Source organism: Lelliottia sp. SL45 (assembly GCF_026672535.1).
GTDB classification, from domain to species: domain Bacteria; phylum Pseudomonadota; class Gammaproteobacteria; order Enterobacterales; family Enterobacteriaceae; genus Enterobacter; species Enterobacter nimipressuralis.
On sequence record NZ_JAPPRH010000003.1, the window covers coordinates 3120313 to 3142356 of the forward strand.

19 protein-coding genes and 1 pseudogene are annotated in these 22044 nt (G+C 55.5%); 6 read left to right on the forward strand and 14 right to left on the reverse strand.

The genetic code is table 11. From position 1 onward, the window contains the following. Positions 1–3: 3 nt before the first annotated feature. The 8 genes and pseudogenes from carA to OVA10_RS21150 form a co-directional block, all read right to left on the reverse strand. On the reverse strand, positions 4–1152 hold the full coding sequence (gene carA / locus OVA10_RS21115) for a glutamine-hydrolyzing carbamoyl-phosphate synthase small subunit (protein WP_102104569.1): 1149 nt from the start codon (positions 1150–1152) through the stop codon (positions 4–6). Positions 1153–1606: 454 nt separating this feature from the next. Then, entirely contained in the window at positions 1607–2428 is an 822-nt protein-coding gene (dapB, locus tag OVA10_RS21120) for a 4-hydroxy-tetrahydrodipicolinate reductase (protein ID WP_268196742.1), read from the reverse strand. Positions 2429–2674: 246 nt separating this feature from the next. Next, a complete protein-coding gene (gene ispH / locus OVA10_RS21125) occupies positions 2675–3625 on the reverse strand; it encodes a 4-hydroxy-3-methylbut-2-enyl diphosphate reductase (protein WP_100777688.1) in 951 nt (316 codons plus the stop codon). Beyond that, positions 3606–4076: an FKBP-type peptidyl-prolyl cis-trans isomerase gene (gene fkpB / locus OVA10_RS21130; RefSeq protein WP_095280714.1), complete on the reverse strand. Its 471-nt coding sequence runs from the start codon at positions 4074–4076 to the stop codon at positions 3606–3608. The genes ispH and fkpB overlap by 20 nt, the downstream gene beginning before the upstream one ends. 108 nt (positions 4077–4184) lie before the next feature. Continuing rightward, the gene (gene lspA, locus OVA10_RS21135; protein ID WP_268196743.1) at positions 4185–4685 is read right to left on the reverse strand and encodes a signal peptidase II; all 501 of its coding nucleotides are present in this window, start codon (positions 4683–4685) and stop codon (positions 4185–4187) included. After that, positions 4685–7501, reverse strand: a complete 2817-nt coding sequence (gene ileS / locus OVA10_RS21140) for an isoleucine--tRNA ligase (RefSeq protein WP_268196744.1) — start codon at positions 7499–7501, stop codon at positions 4685–4687. Before ileS ends, lspA begins: the two co-directional genes overlap by 1 nt. Before the next feature lie 37 nt (positions 7502–7538). Next, complete coding sequence (ribF, locus tag OVA10_RS21145; RefSeq protein ID WP_102104566.1) at positions 7539–8477, reverse strand: bifunctional riboflavin kinase/FAD synthetase; 939 nt, start codon at positions 8475–8477, stop codon at positions 7539–7541. A gap of 7 nt (positions 8478–8484) precedes the next feature. Continuing rightward, positions 8485–8706 (reverse strand): annotated as a pseudogene (locus OVA10_RS21150) (DUF2575 domain-containing protein). A gap of 98 nt (positions 8707–8804) precedes the next feature. Between OVA10_RS21150 and rpsT the strand changes: the two are divergent. Then, positions 8805–9068: a 30S ribosomal protein S20 gene (rpsT, locus tag OVA10_RS21155; protein WP_100777693.1), complete on the forward strand. Its 264-nt coding sequence runs from the start codon at positions 8805–8807 to the stop codon at positions 9066–9068. Positions 9069–9126: 58 nt separating this feature from the next. Here rpsT and nhaR read toward each other — a convergent pair whose 3' ends face one another. The 4 genes from nhaR to dnaK form a co-directional block, all read right to left on the reverse strand. Then, positions 9127–10029: a transcriptional activator NhaR gene (gene nhaR, locus OVA10_RS21160; RefSeq protein ID WP_100777694.1), complete on the reverse strand. Its 903-nt coding sequence runs from the start codon at positions 10027–10029 to the stop codon at positions 9127–9129. Positions 10030–10089: 60 nt separating this feature from the next. Further along, complete coding sequence (gene nhaA / locus OVA10_RS21165; RefSeq protein ID WP_100777695.1) at positions 10090–11268, reverse strand: Na+/H+ antiporter NhaA; 1179 nt, start codon at positions 11266–11268, stop codon at positions 10090–10092. 172 nt (positions 11269–11440) lie between these two features. Next, positions 11441–12586 carry a molecular chaperone DnaJ gene (gene dnaJ, locus OVA10_RS21170; protein WP_102104565.1) on the reverse strand — a complete coding sequence of 382 codons (1146 nt, stop codon included), beginning with the start codon at positions 12584–12586 and terminating at the stop codon, positions 11441–11443. Positions 12587–12672: 86 nt separating this feature from the next. Then, positions 12673–14592, reverse strand: a complete 1920-nt coding sequence (gene dnaK, locus OVA10_RS21175; protein ID WP_107702285.1) for a molecular chaperone DnaK — start codon at positions 14590–14592, stop codon at positions 12673–12675. A 294-nt stretch (positions 14593–14886) separates the two neighbouring features. Between dnaK and satP the strand changes: the two genes are divergently transcribed. The 5 genes from satP (at position 14887) to OVA10_RS21200 (ending at position 19997) form a co-directional block, all read left to right on the forward strand. Further along, the gene (gene satP / locus OVA10_RS21180; protein ID WP_100777698.1) at positions 14887–15450 is read left to right on the forward strand and encodes an acetate uptake transporter; all 564 of its coding nucleotides are present in this window, start codon (positions 14887–14889) and stop codon (positions 15448–15450) included. 117 nt (positions 15451–15567) lie between these two features. Beyond that, the gene (locus tag OVA10_RS21185; protein ID WP_268196745.1) at positions 15568–16818 is read left to right on the forward strand and encodes a chloride channel protein; all 1251 of its coding nucleotides are present in this window, start codon (positions 15568–15570) and stop codon (positions 16816–16818) included. A gap of 256 nt (positions 16819–17074) precedes the next feature. Next, positions 17075–18076 carry a FecCD family ABC transporter permease gene (locus OVA10_RS21190; RefSeq protein ID WP_369804796.1) on the forward strand — a complete coding sequence of 334 codons (1002 nt, stop codon included), beginning with the start codon at positions 17075–17077 and terminating at the stop codon, positions 18074–18076. After that, entirely contained in the window at positions 18076–18849 is a 774-nt protein-coding gene (locus OVA10_RS21195; RefSeq protein ID WP_268196746.1) for an ABC transporter ATP-binding protein, read from the forward strand. The genes OVA10_RS21190 and OVA10_RS21195 overlap by 1 nt, the downstream gene beginning before the upstream one ends. A 29-nt stretch (positions 18850–18878) precedes the next feature. Beyond that, positions 18879–19997, forward strand: coding sequence for an ABC transporter substrate-binding protein (locus OVA10_RS21200; protein WP_268196747.1), 1119 nt, complete (start codon positions 18879–18881; stop codon positions 19995–19997). Here the strand turns inward: OVA10_RS21200 and OVA10_RS21205 are convergent. Next, positions 19984–21285, reverse strand: coding sequence for an MFS transporter (locus OVA10_RS21205; RefSeq protein ID WP_268196748.1), 1302 nt, complete (start codon positions 21283–21285; stop codon positions 19984–19986). The genes OVA10_RS21200 and OVA10_RS21205 overlap by 14 nt on opposite strands. A 120-nt stretch (positions 21286–21405) precedes the next feature. Continuing rightward, positions 21406–21993, reverse strand: a complete 588-nt coding sequence (gene mog, locus OVA10_RS21210; RefSeq protein WP_248859636.1) for a molybdopterin adenylyltransferase — start codon at positions 21991–21993, stop codon at positions 21406–21408. Between the last annotated feature and the right edge of the window lie 51 nt (positions 21994–22044).

The following is a 22044-nucleotide window of genomic DNA, read 5'->3' on the forward strand; positions in this document are numbered from 1 at the left end:
TGATTATTTAGCGGTCTGACGGTATTGCTCGATAAGTTCGATAAAGTGATCGAACAGGGGCGCGGCATCGTGCGGGCCTGGGCTGGCTTCCGGGTGACCCTGGAAGCTGAACGCCGGTTTGTCGGTGCGATGGATACCCTGCAGGGTATGGTCGAACAGCGACTTGTGGGTGACGCGCAGGTTGGCGGGCATTGACGCCTCATCCACCGCAAAACCGTGGTTTTGCGCGGTAATCATCACCGTGTTGTTGTCGATATCTTTCACCGGGTGGTTTCCACCGTGGTGGCCAAACTTCATCTTGATGGTTTTCGCACCGCTCGCCAGCGCCAGCAGCTGATGGCCGAGGCAGATGCCAAACACCGGAATATCGGTTTCGAGGAAGCGTTTAATCGCTTCAATCGCGTAATCACACGGTGCCGGGTCACCCGGGCCGTTGGAGAGGAAGATGCCATCCGGGTTCATCGCCAGCACGTCTTCGGCCGGGGTTTTCGCCGGAACGACTGTCAGGCGACAGCCGCGATCCACCAGCATGCGCAGGATGTTGCGCTTCGCGCCGTAGTCGTAAGCCACCACGTGGAACGGCAGCTCGTCTTCTTTTTTCGCTTCTGGCAGTTCACCTGCCAGCGTCCAGCTCCCCTGGGTCCAGCTGTAGGCTTCCGCTGTGGTCACTTCTTTCGCCAGATCCATTCCGTTCAGGCCAGGGAAGGCTTTCGCTTTTTCCTGCGCCAGTGCCGCATCCAGATTGTCGCCTGCGATGATGCAGCCGTTCTGTGCGCCCTTCTCGCGCAGCAAACGGGTCAGCTTACGGGTATCAATATCGGCAATCGCCACGATGTTGTGACGCTTCAGGTAAGAAGAGAGGTCTTCAGTATTGCGGTAGTTGCTGGCAATCAGCGGCAGGTCGCGAATAATCAGACCTTGCGCGTGAACCTGAGAGGATTCTGCATCGGCTTCGTTGGTGCCGACATTACCAATATGAGGATAAGTAAGGGTGACGATTTGGCGGGAATAGGAAGGATCAGTGAGGATTTCTTGATAACCGGTCATTGAAGTATTGAAAACGACTTCCCCAACCGCCGAACCTGTTGCCCCTATGGCCCGACCGATAAACTGGGTTCCGTCTTCCAGAACCAATAGCGCTGACTTAATCAAAACACCCTCCAGAGAATATTCACTCACTTTATCTGCATATTAATTCACAACGACGTTATGAATCAATGCAAATTTGTTTCCCGCGGATTTTCGGCAAACGGCGGCATTCTGGGGATTTAGAGGGGTAAAGTCAACTCAAAATGGCTTTTTTGTTTATTATTTTACGCGGCTTTGGCATTTAACGGAGTTTAAGCCATAAAAAGATCAACAAAATCACGTTAAAAAACGTTTGTACGCTGAGTTTAGTGAGATTTGTTGAGGTGGGACAACAAAAACCAGACCAAATGGTCAAAATTTACAGTGCGATAACACAAAAAAGCGAGATAACTGTAAATTTACTCAACAATATTACGAAATCCACTTCAAACAGGCAAAATAAAAGGGCAATAAAATATTGCCCTGTGCAATCAATCAATTAAGACTGCAATAACCACATCACGATGGGTAATAACACTTATAAATCGTTAAGATTAAGCACATCTCGCATGTCAAAAAGACCATTATCTAAATTTTTGAGCCACAATGCCGAGCGCACGGCGCCGTTGGCAAAGGTCATGCGGCTGGATGCTTTATGGGTAATTTCCACGCGCTCACCGATATCGGCGAAGATCGCCGTATGTTCGCCGACGATATCCCCCGCTCGCACCGTAGCAAACCCAATTGTGCCTGGAACACGCTCGCCCGTATGCCCTTCGCGAGAATAGACCGCGCAGTCCTTTAAATCCTTATCAAGTGCATAAGCAATCGCTTCGCCCATTGCCAGCGCCGTACCGGATGGGGCATCCACTTTGTGGCGGTGGTGCGCTTCGATAATTTCGATATCCGTGTAGTCGCCCATCACTTTCGCGGCTTTCTCCAGCAGCTTGAGCATGACGTTCACGCCCACGCTAAAGTTAGCGGCGAAGACAATCGCAATCTCCTGGGAAGCGTCTTTGATCGCCTGTTTGCCCGCGTCGTCAAAACCGGTGGTGCCGATGACCATTCCTTTACCGTGCTGACGGCAAAAGGCCAGATGGTGCAGCGTCCCTTCCGGGCGCGTGAAATCGATGAACACGTCAAAATCGTCTTTCACCGCATCCAGACTGCTTTGCACGATTACGCCCGTCTTGCCCACACCCGCCAGTTCACCCGCGTCCGTTCCAAGAAGCGAGGAGCCGTCGCGCTCCAGCGCCGCGCCAAGCGCAACGCCGTCTAACTGTAGCGCTGCCTGAATTAACTGACGGCCCATACGGCCACCCGCGCCCGCTATCGCGACACGCACCTGTGCATCATGCATAGTTATTCTCTTACGTTAAAAGTATGTAAATCGTTTTCAGATTAACCAGCCTGTGACGAAGCCGCTATCTTAAAACGCCGATAATTAGAATTTTATGATAAACAGGCGGCAGTATCAGTAAAAGACATGAGGATCAGCGAAAACCGCATGATTCACGCAAAGGGTGGAACTGTCGGGTTCATCACAGGGAATCAGACAAAAAAATGCCGGTCTCTTTCGGGACCGGCATTTTCTAAACAGAGAGGATTATTCGACTTCTTTCGCGTCGATGCGCAGCTCTTTCGGCACTTCAAAAACGATATTCTCTTCGCGACCTTCCAGCGGCACCGCTTCGCCGCCACCCAGTTCCTGCAAACGCTTAATCACGTTTTGCACCAGAATATCCGGCGCGGAGGCACCGGCGGTCACGCCGACACAGGCTGCGTTTTTGACCCACGCTTCCTGAATGTCCGTGGCATCATCAATCAGAAACGCGGTTTTCCCCATACGCTGCGCCAGTTCGGCCAGACGGTTGGAGTTGGAAGAGTTTTTGGAACCGACCACCAGCACCACATCCGCCTGCTCGGCCAGCGCGCGCACCGCTTCCTGACGATTGGTGGTGGCGTAGCAGATGTCATCTTTGCGCGGCCCGACAATTTTCGGGAACCGGCTGCGCAGGGCATCGATCACATCAGAGGTGTCATCCACCGAGAGCGTCGTCTGGGTCATGAACGACAGGCGCGCTTCGTTTTTCACTTCCAGCGACAGCACATCGTCCGGCGACTCAACCAGGTACATTCCCCCTTCCGGGTTGCTGTACTGGCCCATCGTGCCTTCCACTTCCGGGTGGCCGGCGTGGCCAATCAGAATCGACTCTTCACCACGACGGCTGGCGCGGGCGACTTCCATATGCACTTTGGTCACTAACGGACAGGTGGCGTCGAAGACCGTCAGGTCACGACTTTTCGCTTCGTTACGCACCGCCTGCGAGACGCCGTGCGCCGAGAAGATCAGGATCGCGCCGTCAGGCACTTCACTGATCTGCTCGATAAAGATTGCGCCGCGCTCGCGCAGGCTGTCTACCACATAGCGGTTGTGGACCACTTCGTGACGGACATAAATCGGCGCGCCGTAAATTTCCAGCGCGTTTTCAACAATGCTGATAGCGCGGTCTACTCCGGCACAAAAACCGCGCGGGTTAGCCAACAGGATCTGCATTTACTTCCTCCAGCGCCGGGTCGATCTCCAGCACTTCAACATCAAAATGGACGGTACGCCCGGCCAGCGGATGGTTGAAATCAACGGTGATGGAATCGCCATTAATTTCGCGGATCACGCCAGGCATTTCGCTGCCATCCATAGCGGTAAAGAGCATAATCGCGCCGATTTCCGGCTCGCCCGCGTCCATGAATTCACGGCGCGAGAAATACTGGATCAGATCCGGGGTTGGCACGCCAAACGCCGCATCAGGCTCGAGAGAGAAGGCTTTTTTCTCCCCCTCTTTCAGCCCAAGCAACTGCTGCTCCAGACCTTCCGAAAGAGAGGTGTCACCCAGGCGGAACAGCGCAGGTTTGCCGTTATTGCGGGTCGATTCCGCAGTGGAACCGTCGTCCAGTTTCAGCGTGAAATGGACCAGCACCGCGCTATTGCTCTGTATGGATTTTGACATGCCGATTTGCTCGCTTGTTTTGCCTCAACGGTTTGCCCGGTGGCGCCTGGCTTCCGGGCTTACGTGAGGCACATATTCTGTAGGCCGGGTCACACCCGGCCTTTATATTTACGCCTGCTCTTTCGCTGCGGGTTTAGGCAAGAAACCTTCCAGTACAATCAACGCGGCACCGATGCAAATTGCGCTATCGGCCAGGTTGAAGGTGGCGAAGTGCCAGTCACCGACGTAGAAGTCGATCATATCGACCACAAAGCCGTGCCACAGACGGTCAAACAGGTTACCCAGCGCACCGCCAATGATCAGCGCGTAGGCGATGTTGGTCAGCTTCTGCGTCGCTTTTGAGCGATACATCAGCACCGCGAGGATCACGCAGATACCGATAGCGATACCTGCGAAGAACCAGCGCTGCCAACCGCCGCTGTCGGCGAGGAAGCTGAACGCCGCGCCGTAGTTGCGCGCGTAATGCAGATTAAGTGTCGGGAACAGCGGAACCGTATCCCCCAGAGCAAAGTTCTGGAGGATCAGGAACTTGCTGCCCAGATCAATAATCAGTACGACGACGACCAGCCACAGCCAGCGCAGTCCTGTTGCACAGAGACATTTACTCATCAGGCAAACTTACGTTTTTCGCCATCACCGGCGATGTTGCTGACACAGCGTCCACAGATATCTGCGTGTTCCGCCACCTGACCAATATCGTTGGTGTAATGCCAGCAGCGCGGACATTTCTCACCTTCGGCTTTGCTCAGCGCCACCTTCAGCCCTTTGAGCAGCTCGCTCTGCTGGGCATCGGCAGTCCCCTGTGCATAATCGGCAACGCTGGCACCTGAGGTCAACAGGACAAATCGCAATTCATCGCCCAGCGCCGTCAGTTTCGCCGCCAGCTCAGGTTCAGCGTACAGGGTCACTGCCGCTTCCAGAGAGCCACCGACTTTCTTGTCAGCACGCGCCTGTTCGATAACCTTGTTCACTTCGCCACGCACTTTCAGCAGCTCGTCCCAGAAGGTATCGTTCATGGCTTCAGTCTCAGCCAGACCAAACAGGCCGGTGTACCATTCGCCGGTGAAGACGTACTTCTCGCGCTCGCCTGGCAGGTAGCCCCAGATTTCGTCTGCGGTGAAGGACATGATCGGTGCCATCCAGCGAACCAGTGCTTCTGCGATGTGATACAGCGCAGTCTGGCAGCTGCGACGCGCCACGCTGTCTGCTTTAGCGGTGTACTGGCGGTCTTTAATGATGTCGAGGTAGAACGAGCCCATCTCGATGGAGCAGAAACGCATCAGGCGCTGCACCACTTCGTGGAAATCGTAAGACTCGTAGGCTTTCAGGATATCGTCCTGCGCCGCTTGCGCGCAGCCCACAGCCCAACGATCCAGCACGACCATCTCTTCCGGTTTCACCATGTCTTTGACCGGATCGAAACCGTTCAGGTTAGCGAGCAGGAAGCGCGCGGTGTTACGGATACGACGATAGCTGTCGGCAGCACGTTTGAGGATCTCATCGGAAACCGCCATTTCGCCGGTGTAGTCCGTAGAGGCCACCCACAGACGCAGAATGTCCGCGCCCAGTTTGTTCATCACATCCTGCGGAGAAACGGTATTACCGATGGATTTGGACATCTTGCGTCCCTGACCATCTACGGTAAAGCCGTGCGTCAGAACCTGACGGTATGGCGCTTTACCTTTCATCGCGGTGGAGATCATCAGAGATGACATGAACCAGCCGCGGTGTTGGTCAGAACCTTCCAGGTACATATCCGCCGCATGGCCATAGAACTCAGGGCGCACATCCACTACAGAAGAGTGGGTAGAGCCGGAGTCGAACCATACGTCGAGGGTGTCTGGTACTTTCTCGTAGTTGGCCGCGTCGTCGCCCAGGATCTCTTTCGAGTCCAGATCCCACCACGCCTGGATGCCATCCACTTCAACACGTTTGGCGATTTCTTCCATCAGCTCCAGCGAGCGAGGGTGCAGCTCCTGCGTCTCTTTGTGAACGAACAGGGACATCGGTACGCCCCAGGTACGCTGACGTGAAATACACCAGTCAGGGCGGTTAGCGACCATGGATTCGATACGCGCCTGGCCCCAGTCCGGGATCCACTGCACGCCTTTGATCTCTTTCAAAGACTGCTCGCGTAGGCCTTTCTGATCCATGCTGATGAACCACTGTGGGGTCGCACGGAAGATGATTGGCGACTTGTGACGCCAGCAGCACGGATAGCTGTGCTGCATCTTCTCAACGTGCAGCAGGGCACCGCTGGTGCGCAGCATGTCGACAATGATGTCGTTCGCTTTAAAGACATTGATGCCGTCCAGCGCCGGGTAGGTGCCTGGCAGGTATGCGCCGTCTGGCCCAACCGGGTTGGCGATTTCCAGACCGTACTTCAGGCTGATGTTGTAGTCATCCGGGCCGTGGCCACCGGCGGTGTGTACCGCACCGGTACCAGCGTCCAGCGTAACGTGATCGCCAAGGATTGCTGGCACGTCGAAATCGAGGAACGGGTGTTTGAAGCGCATCAACTCAAGCTCAGCGCCGTTCACGGTGCCCAGTACGGTGTATTCGCTGATGTTTGCGCGTTTCAGGACGCTCTCAACCAGATCTTTAGCCAGAATCACCGCCTGGCCTTCAACCTGTACCAGCGCGTAATCGAAGTCCGCAGACAGGGAGATTGCGCGGTTCGCAGGCAGAGTCCACGGGGTAGTGGTCCAGATAACCAGGGAAATTGGGCCGTTGACGGAGGTCACGCCGAATTTCGCTTTCACCGCGTCCTGATCTACCGCGTGGAACGCCACGTCGATAGACGGAGAGGTTTTGTCGTAATATTCCACTTCCGCCTCTGCCAGCGCAGAACGGCAGTCAACGCACCAATGCACAGGCTTCGCGCCTTTATGCAGATGGCCGTTACCGATGATTTTACCCAGAGCGCGAATGATGTTGGCTTCAGTTTTGAAGTCCATCGTCAGGTATGGACGAGACCAGTCGCCCAGCACCCCCAGACGGATGAAGTCTTTACGCTGACCATCAACCTGCGCGGCCGCGTATTCGCGGCATTTTGCACGGAACTCGGCAGCGGTGAATTTCTCACCTGGCTTGCCGTGTTCCTGCTCCACTTTCAGCTCGATCGGCAGACCGTGGCAGTCCCAGCCCGGAACGTAAGGCGAGTCAAAACCGGTGAGTCCTTTGGACTTCACGATAATGTCTTTCAGAATCTTGTTTACAGAGTGACCAATATGAATGCTGCCATTCGCATATGGAGGGCCATCATGCAGAATGAAGGTTTTTTTGCCTTTTTTGGCTGCACGGATGATGCCGTACAGGTCATCATCGGTCCAACGCGCCAGCATTCCCGGTTCACGCTTGGCGAGATCGCCGCGCATCGGGAACCCTGTTTCCGGCAAATTCAGGGTTGATTTATAGTCACTCATCAGATTCTCGGTTCCGTATTTAAAACTCGTTCAGGCATTAAGCCGGGTTCGATAGCCCAAAAAATTCGCGGGCCGTTAACTCATCACGCGCAATTTGTGCTTTCAGCTCATCGAGCGAAGCAAATCGCTGCTCATTGCGTATTTTTTTACGCAGGATTACATCTATATGGCGACCGTAAAGGTCCATTACAACGTCAAGCAGATGCACTTCGAGCTGCTGACGCACACCTGCTACCGTTGGACGGGTGCCGATATTGGCCACGCCCGGCAACGGTTTATCACCCAGTCCGGTGACTTCTACCGCATACACCCCTTTTACCGGGGAAACCTGACGACGCAGCGGGACGTTCGCCGTCGGGAAACCTATTGTGCGACCGAGTTCATCGCCATGCACGACCCGCCCGGAAATGGCAAACGGATGCCCTAACAGGTTCTCCGCCACGTCCAGCTGATCGTCGGCTAAGGCCATACGCACTGCCGTGCTACTCACGCGCACGCCACCTTCGCAGAAGGTCATGGTGCTGGTGACATCAAAGCCATACTCCAGACCCGCCTTCTGTAATAACAAGAAATCGCCCTGACGACCAGCGCCGAAGCGGAAATCATCGCCCACGGCGAGAAACTGCACGCCCAGACGTTTTACCAGCAGATCGCCGACAAAATTTTGCGCCGTCAGTGCCGCAAAACGTCGGTCGAAGCGCACGCAAAGTACGTAGTCCACGCCGCATTCCGCCAGATAGCGCAATTTTTCACGCAGGCGAGTTAAACGCGCGGGCGCTTTATCACCGGCAAACAGCTCCAGCGGCTGCGGTTCGAAAATCATCACTACGACCGGCAGCCCACGGGCCTCGCCCTCTTTACGCAATCCCTGCAACAGCGCCTGATGCCCACGATGCACGCCGTCGAAATTACCAATGGTCAGTACGCACCCGTGCGGGGCGTGACTGAGATTATGTATGCCGCGTATCAGCTTCATGACAGGCTCAAAACAGTGAAAATCGCCCGAGTATACCTTGTACAGCGGTTAAGGTTAACCGGCGATTGTTGCCTCAAATCAGAAAGCCGTAATGATTTCATGATGCTTAGCTTTCGGAGGGAAAAAATCTGCCCGTTACTGCGTTTTTTTACATCGAAAGACTGTATTCAGCTGAGACAAGCTGGTAGAATCCTGCGCCATCACTACGTAACGTAGCGTCGCCATTCAACGGCGCTTATTTGCACAAATCCATTGACAAAAGAAGGTATAGAGGGCATATTCCTCGGCCTTTGAATTGTCCACATAGATCATATTTGGGAGTTGGACTTGGCTAATATCAAATCAGCTAAGAAACGTGCTATTCAGTCTGAAAAGGCTCGTAAGCACAATGCAAGCCGTCGCTCTATGATGCGTACTTTCATCAAGAAAGTATACGCAGCAATCGAAGCTGGCGACAAAGCTGCAGCGCAGAACGCATTTAACGAAATGCAACCAATCGTGGATCGTCAGGCTGCTAAAGGTCTGATCCACAAAAACAAAGCAGCGCGTCATAAAGCAAACCTGACCGCGCAGATCAGCAAACTGGCTTAATCGCCACTTGTTGTTGCTTGTTATAAAGAACCCGCTTAATGCGGGTTTTTTTATTGGCTCATTTTGACGCTGGCGGCGTAAAGAGCGCCGAGTAGTCGCGGTTACAGATACGCTGCACCGCCGGATGCTGAATCATCCTTTCGGCAAAAATCGCGTGATACTCTTCCATCACGTTGTCCACCCGCCCAATCTCTGTGACTCTGTCATCGGTGTACAGATCGTGTGCGTAAAGCGTTGGGGCGACGAAGATCGCGTTATGCGCTTCGCCAAAAGCTTTCATGAGCGCCGCATCATCAAATTCTCCCAGAATCTCTACCTTCAGACCCTGCGAGTTAAACCAGTTCAGCAGCTTGCGGCCTAACATCGAACGTCGTCCCGGCACGAGCAGGCGTCGCTCCTCAAGGCAGGCGGGAAACGGTTTATCTGGCGGCGGATTGATGCACCAGAAGCTCACGCCGCATTCGCCAATCTTGACCGAGAACAGCCCTTCCTGTTGAGTAGAGTCGATCGGGCAGTCCGAGATGATGATGTCCAGCTTATGCTGGCTCAGCTGTTCCAGCAGCATTTCGTGCGTCGATTCAAAGCAGCGCAAATGGATCTGCTCATCTTCCACCACCGCCGCGTCCAGCACGCCGCTCACCAGCCGTTTAGACAGCGCATCCGCAACGCCCACATCAAACAGCAGGTTTGACTCTTTGCGGTAGTTCACGATATCGAGCATCTCCTGGCTCAGGGTGAACATCTTATCCGCGTAGCGAAAAACCAGTTCACCCAGTTCGCTCGGCTCAATACCACGGCCCTTACGCTTAAACAGCTTCCCCTGCAGGCGTTCTTCAAGTGCCTTTATCTGACCGGTAATGGTCTGGGGCGTCAGATAGAGCGCCTCTGCTGCGCCGACCACTGAGCCTTCTTTGTAGACGTGCCAGAAATAGTACAGATGGTTGTAATTGATGTGAGACATAGCATTTCGCTCCCTGAGAGTATTGTCAGGAGAGGGCCTCTGCCCTCCCCCTTTTAACTGTTAAGCCGGTTGCACCTGTCCGGACAGCTTCACTTTCAACAGTGTGTATCCCGTGAACGCGGCCAGTAACGAGCCGATCAAGATCCCGAGTTTTGCCCACACGATGAGCTGAGGGTCATATGACGCAAAGGCCAGGGTCGAGATGAAAATCGACATCGTGAAGCCAATTCCGCACAGCACGCCGACCGCCGCGATTTGCCGGAAGGTCGTCCCCTGTGGCAATGACGCGAACTTCAGCTTAAGAGCCAGCCAGCAGAACAGGCCGATCCCCAGCGGCTTACCGATAAACAGGCCAGCGACGATGCCCATCGGCAGCATAGACGTCAGGCCACTCAGGGTGACGCCCTGCAGCGACACGCCCGCATTCGCGAATGCAAACAGCGGCAGTATCATAAAGGCGACCCAGGGATGCAGGACATGCTCCAGCTGTTTGGCCGGGGATTTGCCCTTCTCATCCGCTTTCAGCGGCACAAAGAAGCCGATGATGACGCCCGCCAGCGTCGCATGGACGCCCGATTTCAGTACCGCGGTCCACAGCACCACGCCCACCAGAATGTAGATCCCGGTTCGGCGCACGTTAAACAAATTCAGCAGCGCCAGCACAGCGATAGCGCCCGCCGCCACGCTCAGAGATAACACCGACAGCTCGCTGGTATAGAACAGAGCGATAATCACGATCGCGCCCAGGTCGTCGATAATCGCCAGCGCCATCAGGAAAATCTTTAACGCCACCGGCACGCGACTGCCCAGCAGCGCCAGCACGCCCAGCGCAAAAGCAATATCTGTTGCCGCCGGAATCGCCCAACCGTGGCGAGCGACCGGGTCATGGTAGTTAAACACCAGATAGAGCAGCGCAGGCACCACCATACCGCCCAGCGCGGCAATAACCGGGAAAGCTGCCCGCTGACGGCTGTTAAGCGACCCAAGAACCAGCTCACGCTTAACCTCCAGGCCCACCAGCAGGAAGAACACAGCCATCAGTGCGTCGTTAATCCACAGCAGCATGTTCTTGTTGATCTCTAATGCACCCACGCGCAGCTCAACGGGCGTATCCAGAAATGCACGGTACAGGCCCTGAGTCGCATCCATATTCGCCAACACCATGGCGGCAAGTGCAGCGATAATCAAAATCACGCCGCCGGACGCCTCATTGCTGAAGAATCGTTGTAAAAGTTTCACTTTAGTTCTCTCTCTAAGACCATACCTCGATAAAACCATAATACCAAGGCAAACAGCTCGAAAAAATCAGATTAATGTTGCGGCTATACTCGGTTTTACCGAGTCATTCGCCACAAAAAGAAAAAGCCCGGAATCGCTTCCGGGCTTTGAAAAATTCATACTCGCTAAGGGATTAGCGGGTCAAATCATCGAAGAATTTTTTCACGCCATCGAAGAAGCTTTTGGAACGCGGGCTGTTATTCTCGCCCGTTGGACCGCCGAAGCTTTCCTGCAACTCTTTCAACAGCTGTTTCTGTTTGTCGTTCAGACCGACCGGCGTTTCGACGACCACGCGACACAGCAGGTCACCCTGCGCACCGCCGCGAACGGATTTCACGCCTTTGCCGCGCATGCGGAACAGCTTGCCAGTCTGGGTTTCGCCCGGAACCTTCAGGTTCACGCGCCCGTCGAGCGTAGGCACTTCGATTTCGCCGCCCAGCGCCGCCATCGCGAAGTTGATCGGCACTTCACAGTACAGGTTGTTGCCTTCACGCTCAAAGATGGCGTGCTGCTTCACCTGAACCTGAACGTACAGATCGCCTGCGGGTGCGCCGTGCTCGCCTGCTTCGCCTTCACCGGACAGACGAATACGATCGCCCGTATCCACCCCTGCCGGAATTTTGACGGAGAGGGTTTTGGTCTTCTCAACGCGACCGTGACCGTGACATTTGTTGCACGGATCTTTAATCAGCGTACCGCGACCATGACAGTGCGGACAGGCCTGCTGCACCGCGAAGAAGCCCTGGCGAATCTGTACCTGACCGGAGCCGTGACAGGTTGGACAGGTCTGCGGCTTGGTACCCGCTTTCGCGCCGCTGCCGTGGCAGATATCACACTCTTCCAGCGTCGGAATGCGAATCTCTTTCGTGACACCGCGTACGGCCTCTTCCAGCGTCAGATCCATGTTGTAGCGCAGATCCGCGCCGCGCGCTGCGCGCTGACGACCACGGCCACCGCCGAAGATATCACCGAAAACATCGCCAAAGATGTCGCCGAAATCAGCACCACCGCCACCAAAGCCACCGCCGTATCCGCCGCCGCCCATGCCGCCTTGTTCAAACGCCGCATGACCGTACTGATCGTAGGCTGCACGTTTCTGAGCGTCGGTCAGGATTTCATACGCTTCTTTGATCTCTTTAAATTTGGCTTCGGCCTCTTTGTCACCCTGGTTACGGTCCGGGTGAAATTTCATGGCCAGGCGCTTGTACGCCTTTTTGATTTCACGCTCTTCCGCAGTTTTCGGAACGCCTAAAATCTCGTAGTAGTCTTGCTTTGCCATTGGTTTTTTCAGCCCCTTAACATGCGAGCACGGGCGGAGAGGAAACCTCTACGCCCGTGCCGATTAATTACCCTGCATCAGGGCGATTATTTTTTGTCTTTTACTTCTTCGAACTCAGCGTCGACAACGTCGTCGTCTTTCGCGTTGTTCGCGGAAGCACCAGCTTCAGCGCCAGCCTGCTGCTGTGCGTGCTGTTGCTGAGCAATTTCCATCAGCTTCTGGGACGCCTGCGCCAGCTCCTGCATTTTCGCTTCGATGTCCGCTTTGTCTTCGCCTTTCAGGGAAGTTTCCAGCGCGCTCAGTGCAGCTTCGATAGCGGTTTTGTCATCAGCTGGCAGCTGTTCGCCTGCTTCTTCAACCTGCTTACGAGTGCTGTGCAGCAGATGGTCACCCTGGTTACGGGTCTGAACCAGCTCTTCGAATTTACGGTCAGATTCAGCATTTGCTTCTGCTTCACGAACCATTTTTTCGATCTCTTCTTCGTTCAGACCAGAAGAAGCCTTGATGGTGATCTTCTGCTCTTTACCGCTGTTTTTGTCTTTCGCGGAAACGTGCAGGATACCGTCAGCATCGATGTCGAAGGTGACTTCGATCTGTGGCATACCGCGCGGTGCCGGGCTGATACCGTCGAGGTTAAACTGGCCCAGATCTTTGTTATCCGCAGCACGTTTACGCTCACCCTGCAGCACATGGATGGTTACCGCAGACTGGTTGTCTTCAGCGGTAGAGAACACCTGGCTGTGCTTGGTCGGGATAGTGGTATTTTTGCTGATCAGCGCAGTCATCACGCCGCCCATGGTTTCGATACCCAGCGACAGCGGGGTAACGTCCAGCAGCAGAACATCTTTCACTTCGCCGGTCAGTACGCCGCCCTGAACCGCTGCACCGATTGCCACAGCTTCGTCCGGGTTAACGTCTTTACGCGGCTCTTTACCAAAGAATTCAGCAACTTTCTTCTGAACCATTGGCATACGAGTCTGACCACCAACCAGGATAACGTCCTGAATGTCAGAGACAGACAGACCAGCATCCTGCAGAGCAACTTTCAGCGGCTCGATGGAACGGTTGACCAGGTCTTCGACCAGGCTTTCCAGTTTCGCGCGAGTCACTTTGATGTTCATGTGTTTTGGACCAGACGCATCTGCAGTGATGTACGGCAGGTTCACGTCGGTCTGCTGCGCAGAAGACAGCTCAATTTTGGCTTTTTCTGCGGCTTCTTTCAGGCGCTGCATGGCCAGCGGATCGTTACGCAGGTCAATGCCCTGATCTTTCTTAAATTCGTCAACGAGGTAGTTGATCATACGGCTGTCGAAGTCTTCACCACCCAGGTGGGTATCACCGTTGGTTGCCAGAACTTCGAAGGTTTTTTCGCCGTCAACTTCGTCGATTTCGATAATAGAGATATCGAAAGTACCACCACCGAGGTCGTAAACCGCGATAGTACGGTTGCCAACTTCTTTATCCAGACCGTAAGCCAGTGCAGCTGCGGTTGGTTCGTTGATGATACGTTTGACTTCCAGACCTGCGATACGACCGGCATCTTTGGTTGCTTGACGCTGAGCATCGTTGAAGTAAGCAGGTACAGTGATAACCGCTTCAGTTACCGGTTCACCCAGGTAATCTTCAGCCGTTTTCTTCATTTTCTTCAGCACTTCAGCAGAGATCTGCGGCGGTGCCATTTTCTGGCCCTTCACGTCGATCCATGCATCACCGTTGTCAGCACCGATAATTTTGTACGGCATGATGGCTTCATCACGCTGAACTTCTTCATCCTGGAAGCGGCGGCCAATCAGGCGTTTAATCGCAAACAGAGTGTTTTGCGGGTTAGTCACGGCCTGACGTTTAGCCGGCTGGCCAACCAGAGTTTCACCATCCTGGGTATAAGCAATGATAGAAGGCGTGGTGCGATCGCCCTCGGCGTTCTCCAGCACACGTGCAGTAGTGCCGTCCATAATCGCTACACAAGAGTTGGTAGTACCCAGGTCGATACCAATAATTTTACCCATCTAAACGTCTCCACTAAAAATTTGTTCATCATGTGGTTGTGAATCTGTAATAAGGGCGAAACGTGCGGTTTCAACTGCCCAGATTTGATTTTTTTCAGCTTCACTCACTGCGGTTGACTACAAGATGGGGTCGTAACGGCATCCATCAAGGGGGAAGGATAAAAAATTTTTTAATTTCACCCTGCTCAGATCATAGACGCCGAGGGTCGCGGTGATTATTATGCCGCGCCACGCCTGGGAGAGTGGGCGTGGTAAAACCATTTCACCATACTAATGATGATTTTTTGAGGACTTATGGGCAACACTAAGTTGGCTAATCCGGCTCCGCTGGGCCTGATGGGTTTCGGCATGACCACTATTCTGCTGAACCTGCATAACATCGGCTTATTCCCGATGGACAATGTTATCCTGGCGATGGGCATTTTTTACGGCGGTATCGCGCAAATCTTCGCGGGCCTGCTGGAGTATAAAAAAGGCAACACCTTCGGTTTAACCGCATTCACCTCTTACGGTTCTTTCTGGCTGACGCTGGTCGCCATTCTGGTTATGCCGCAAATGGGCTTTGATGCATCAAACGGCCACTTCCTGGGCGTATACCTGGGTCTGTGGGGCGTGTTCACCCTGTTCATGTTCTTCGGTACGCTGGTTGCTAACCGCGTTCTGCAGTTCGTCTTCCTGAGCCTGACCGTGCTGTTCGCCCTGCTGGCGATTGGCCATCTGGCGGAAAACGAAAGCATCGTTCACGTTGCTGGCTGGGTAGGTCTGGTCTGTGGCGCAAGCGCAATTTACCTGGCAATGGGTGAAGTGCTGAACGAGCAGTTTGGTCGCACCGTTCTGCCGATTGGTGAAAAACACTAATCCCCCTTCGTGCCCGCCTCGCGGGCACGAATCTCCAGCCTTAATTCTTCTGATTGATACCTCGTTCATGCGCTTTATGGGACACTGTGGCTCCCTCTTTTTATCAAGACGCTCGCTATGATGGCTAACGATCCGTCTCGTACTGACTGGCTGCAACGCTGGGCCGCGCTACTCCTCACCGGGATTCTGGCCGGGCTGGGCGGCATGCTGCTCGCCATGCTGCTGCATGAAGTTCAGCACCTCGTTTACGGCTACAGCCAGACCATCCTCATCAGCCCGCAGTCATTTTTAGAGGGCGTGACGGATGCCAGCGCACAGCGACGTTTTCTCGCCCTCACCTCTGCGGGTCTGGTAGCGGGTATCGGCTGGTGGTCGCTTGCGCGCTACGCCAAAAAACGCATCAGCATTGGCGAGGCGATAAAAAACCCTGACACACCAATGCCAGCCGTCACGACGCTCATTAACGCTCTGCTGCAGATTATCACCGTCGCGATGGGTTCGCCGCTTGGCCGCGAAGTCGCACCACGCGAAGTGGGCGCACTGTTTGCCGGCGGCGTCGCCCGTCGTTTACACCTGAGTTCTGCGGATATCCAGCTGATGATTGCCTGCGGTGCCGGAGCCGGGCTGGCGGCGGTCTATAACGTTCCTCTGGCCGGGGCCATATTTACTCTGGAAGTGCTACTGGTCAGCTTCAGTTGGGAGAAAGCCATCGCCGCGCTAGTGACTTCGGCACTGGCGGCGTGGATCGCCACATTAGGTCTTGGCGATGAGCATCAGTACCATTTCACCACCGAAATCGCCGCCACCTCGCTTGTTTTCTGGGGCGCGCTTTCTGGCCCGCTGTTTGGTGCGGCGGCGTTTCTGTTTCGTCGTGTGACGCAGCACGCACGCAGTAGGGTACGCAGTAACTGGCAAATGCCGGTCTTCAGCCTGATCGCCTTTACGGCCCTCGGCGCGTTATCCGTCTGGTTCCCACAGTTGCCCGGCAATGGCAAAGGCCCGACGCAGCTTGCCCTCAACGGCGCTATCACGCTACAGCTCGCCACCGCGATCCTCGCTCTTAAAGTGGTGGTGATCTGGGCGGTACTGCGCGCCGGTGCTCAGGGCGGGTTACTGACGCCGGGACTCGCCGTAGGGGGTCTGCTCGGTTCAGTGCTGTTTATCCTGATGGGGCGCTGGTTTCCCGGCACCGATATGGCAAGCTTTGCTCTGACGGGTGCGGCCGGTTTTCTCGCGGCCTCCCTGCAAATGCCACTGACCGCCATCGTGCTGATCATGGAATCCACCCGCATGGACCATAGCTTCCTGGTGCCGGTAGCCCTCTGCGTGACAGGCGCGTACATGACCTGCCGCCGTCTGGAAGGTTAATTTTTGCGCACAACAGAAACCGCGGATAAACAAGTTGCGCTATTCACATCATTTTAATTGATAAGCATTATCATCCCGAATATTGTCACCGGGAGCATCCCGGATATTGGATATCAGGCAGCATTAAGGACAGGAACGTTTCGGGATAAACTACGATTCTGCTTTTGTTGCATAAGGTAAGCCAATGAGTTCCCCTCTTGTCGCCAGCGTGAAGCCTGACGGGTCAGCGGTGGCGTCACAGTACCGAAAAGTCGTGATGCGTCGCTTTATCGTTGCGGGTGTAATCCTGCTCATGATCATCTTCTCGCTGCTGCTCGATTTTACCCTCGGCCCTTCCGGGATTTCCGTCTCAACCCTGTGGCACACGCTGTTTGATGCCGCCTCCGCCGACGCGGGCACACGGGTAATTGTCTGGGATTTACGTCTGCCTTTCGCGCTGATGGCGGTGGTGGTTGGCATGGCGCTGGGCCTCGCGGGCGCAGAGATGCAAACCATCCTGAACAACCCCCTCGCCAGCCCGTTTACGCTGGGCGTCTCTTCCGCCGCCTCCTTTGGCGCGGCGCTGGCAATTATTCTCGGGCTGGGAATCCCCGGTATTCCCGATCAATGGTTTATCTCCGCCAACGCCTTTGTCTTTGCGCTAATGGCCTGCTTCGTGCTCGACGGCATCAGCCGCTGGACGCGCGTCGCCACCTCCGGCGTGGTGCTGTTTGGCATCGCGCTGGTCTTCACCTTTAACGCGCTGATCTCCATTCTGCAATTTGTCGCCAGCGAAGATACGCTCCAGGGGCTGGTGTTCTGGACGATGGGCAGCCTGGCCCGCGCGTCGTGGGATAAGCTCGCGATTCTGGTGGTAGTGCTGCTGGTTGTCGTTCCCCTGTCGCTGAAAAATGCCTGGAAGCTCACGGCTCTGCGCCTCGGCGAAGACAGGGCCGTCAGTTTTGGCATTAACGTGCGCAAACTGCGGCTGGCGACGCTCCTGCGCATCAGCATTATTTCGGCGCTGACGGTGGCCTTTGTCGGGCCGGTCGGCTTTATCGGCCTGGTCGCGCCGCATATCTCGCGCATGATGTTTGGCGAAGACCACCGCTTTTATCTGCCAGGAAGTATGCTGATCGGCGCGCTGGTGCTCTCCCTCGCCTCGGTGCTCTCCAAAAATATCGTTCCGGGCGTCATCATTCCGGTCGGCATCGTCACCTCGCTGGTCGGCGTGCCTTTCTTCCTGAGCATTATTATTCGCCATCGAGGGACGCTGTAATGGATGGCTTGATCGTCACCGACCTGCACACCGGCTATCGCAAAAAGAAAATCATCGACGGGCTGAATACGCCCCTGCTGCCGCGCGGGAAAATTACCGCGCTGCTTGGGCCAAACGGTTCGGGGAAATCGACGCTGTTGCGGGCACTGGCCGATCTGAACCCGGCGCAAGGCAGACTGGAGCTGAACGGCGAAGACCTGATGACATTACCTTCCGCCCAGCGGGCACAGAAGGTGGTCTATCTGCCGCAGTCGCTCCCGGCGGGAGTGCATCTGCATGCGCTGGAGTCAGTGATCGTCGCGCGACGCGCCAGCGGTTTTTACGCCGACGGCAATGCTGAACAGGAAGCGTTCGATATCCTGCAAAAACTCGGCGTCGCCCATCTGGCAATGAGCTATCTCGACCAACTCTCCGGCGGACAGAAACAGCTGATTGGCCTTGCGCAGTCGCTGATCCGCCAGCCCGATCTCCTGCTTTTAGATGAACCGCTGAGCGCCCTCGATCTCAACTACCAGTTTCACGTCATGGATATCGTCGCCCGCGAAACGCGGCTGCGTAACATCGTGACGATGGTGGTTATCCACGACATCAATATCGCCCTGCGCCACGCCGAATACGCCGTGATGCTCAAAGAGGGTGCCCTGGTCGCCAGCGGAATTCCGGGTGAAGTGGTCACCCCCGCAAATCTGGCAACGGTCTACGGAGTGAGGGGCCGGGTGGAATATTGTTCGCAAGGACTGCCGCACGTGGTGGTCGATGGTTTAACCGCATAACAAGCATCATGAGACGGGGAAGTAAGACGATGAAGAAGATGATATTCGCCGCGGTACTGCTGCTCTCGCCGCTGCTGGCGATGGCTCAGAACTGGCCGGTGACCGTAAAAGACAGGGATAACCGCACGGTCACCATTCCGAAGGAGCCGCAGCGCATTATTTTGCAGGATGGCCGCGATATCCTGACGCTGGCGATGCTTGAGCGGGACGATCCCTTCGCCAAAGTCGTGGCGTGGAACAACCTGCCGAAGAAACAGGACACCGAAACCTGGAACGTGCTGAAGCGTAAATGGCCGGAAGCCGAGAAGATCCTTGATATGCAATTCTCGGATCAGGGGAACGTCGATCTGGAGACGGTGATTTCGCGCCATCCGGATCTGATGATCGCCCAGCTACGCGCGAAACCTTCGCTGACGCAAAGCGGCGTGCTGACTCAGCTGGAAGCCCTGCACATTCCGGTGGTTTTCGTCGATTACGAACTGCATCCGGTGAAGAACACCCTGCCGAGTATTGATCTGTTAGGCAAGGTGTTAGGTCAGACGGAGCGCGCGCAGGCCTACATCGACTTCTACCAGCAGCGTCTGGATCGAATTCATCAGCGCCTGGCTACAGCAGAGAAAAAGCCGCTGGTGTTTATCGAACCGATCGCCGGAGTGGCTGGCCTGGATAACGGCTGTTGCTTTACCCATGCGCACAACGGCTGGGGCGGGCTGGTAGAGGCCGCAGGCGGCGTGAACATTGGCTCACAGCTGCTGCCGGGCGCAACCGGAAATATCTCGGTGGAGAAAATTATCTCCCTGAACCCGGATTACTACCTGATGACCGGTTCAAAACGCTCGGGGAAAGGAACGGCGATTATACCGTTTGGCTACAACGTGCCAGAAAGCGATGTCGCCGCCGCGTTTAAAGCGCTGGTGTCGCGCCAGGGCGTGAGCAGCATTCCGGCCGTCGCGGAGGGCCGAACCGGCGCGCTGTACCATCACTTCTACAATAATCCGTATAACATCATCGCCATTGAAGCGTTGAGTAAACGCTTCTACCCAACGCTGTTCAATGATGTGGATCCGCTGGCGGATTATCACGAGCTGATCAAAAGCTTCACCCACATACCGGATGACAACATCATCCTGAGTTTTACCCCTCGTTAGTCTGCGCGTGCGCCATCAGCTGATGGCGCTCACCGCGAAGCCAGATCCCAAGCCCCATTCCCATCAACGCCAGCGCCAGCACGTACCAGGCAGGCGCCATCGGCGACACGCCCATCAGCAGCGTGACGGCAATCGGCGTCAGGCCGCCGAAAATGGCGTACGAGACGTTGTACGAGAACGAAATCCCGGTGAAGCGCACTTCTGCCGGGAAGGCGCGGACCATCACATAAGGCACCGCACCGACCACACCGACGCACAGCCCCACGACACCGTAGAGCAGGAACAGCTGTTCCGGATGTGCGCCCGCCAGATGATAGAACGCCCAGCTCGACCCCGCGAGCAGCAGGCTGCCTATGATGAACGTCCGGCTGGCGCCAAAGCGGTCAGCCGCCAGACCGGCAATCAGACAGCCAAAGCAGAGCATGATGGTTGCAATGCTGTTGGCCTGCAGCGTCACCGCCGGGGCAAAGCCGTACTGTTTTTGCAGCCAGACCGGCGACATTAAAATCACCACCACAATCCCGGCAGACAGCAGCCAGGTGAGCAGCATGGAGATCACCACCGCTTTCTGATGGCGCACCACAACTGATTTCACCGGCAGCTCCTGCGCCAGCGCTTTACGCTGCTGCATTTCGAGGAAAATTGGCGTCTCCTGCAACCAGCGGCGCAGGTACATCGCCACCAGGCCAAACGCGCCACCCAGCAGGAACGGAATACGCCAGCCCCACTCATGTACGGCCTGGGTGGTCATACTGGTGTTGATCAGGGTCGCCACCACCGAGCCGAGCAGAATCCCGACGGTCAGCCCGGCGGTTAAGGTTCCGCAGGCAATCCCGATGCGCCGCGCCGGAACATGTTCAGCGACAAACACCCACGCCCCCGGCACTTCCCCGCCGATTGCCGCCCCCTGCAAAATGCGCATCAACAGCAGCAGAACTGGCGCCACGATGCCCATTGAGGCATAGGTCGGCAGCAGACCGATGGCCAGCGTCGGCACCGCCATCAGCAAAATGCTGAGGGTAAACATCTTTTTACGCCCGACCAGATCGCCAAAGTGGGCCATAATGATGCCGCCCAGCGGACGCGCGAGATAGCCTGCGGCAAAAATGCCGAAGGTCTGTACCTGGCGCAGCCATTCCGGGATATCCGCCGGGAAGAAGAGTTCGCCCACGACGGCGGCAAAGAAGACGAAGATGATGAAATCGTAAAACTCCAGCGCGCCGCCGAGGGCCGCGAGCGTGAGCGTTTTGTAGTCCTGACGGTTCAGAGGCCGGGTGTAATGTGACATAGCAAACCTTTACTGGCAGTGTTGATTTAATTTTACAGCAATCGTAAAGAAAAAATGACTATACCGTAAATGTATCACCACGCCATTGAGGCTGTAGCTTATGTCACAAACACACTAATTTCAGGAGATTGTTTCGCGTCGCGCGCTTTTAGGACGAAAAGCTGCTACCACTTGCGGATCGGTCTCAATGTAGGGGCCGTCCAGTAACTGTATACAATACGGTACACTGGCGAAAATCCCGGCCACCGCCACTTTCCCGTCTTCGGCTTTCACACCTTCAAGCGTCTCTTTGATCGACTTCGGCTGGCCCGGCAGATTGAGAATCAATGCCTGTTTGCGGATCACCCCTACCTGGCGCGAAAGAATCGCCGTTGGCACAAAGTGCAGGCTGATCTGGCGCATCTGTTCACCGAAACCTGGCATCTCGCGGTCGGCCACCGCCAGGGTCGCATCCGGCGTCACATCGCGGCGCGCAGGCCCGGTACCGCCGGTGGTCAGCACCAGATGGCAGCTCATTTCGTCCACCAGCTCGCACAGGGTTTGCTCGATGATCGGCTGTTCATCCGGGATTAAGCGGGTTTGCACTTCAAATGGGGTGGTCAGTGCGGCAGCCAGCCACTCTTCTAACGCCGGGATGCCTTTATCGGCATAAACGCCGCTGGAGGCGCGGTCAGAAATCGACACTAAGCCGATGCGTAAGGTATTCATATCCATTCCCTTCATAACAATACTGATTAAGGGGAATGATACACGCAGAGG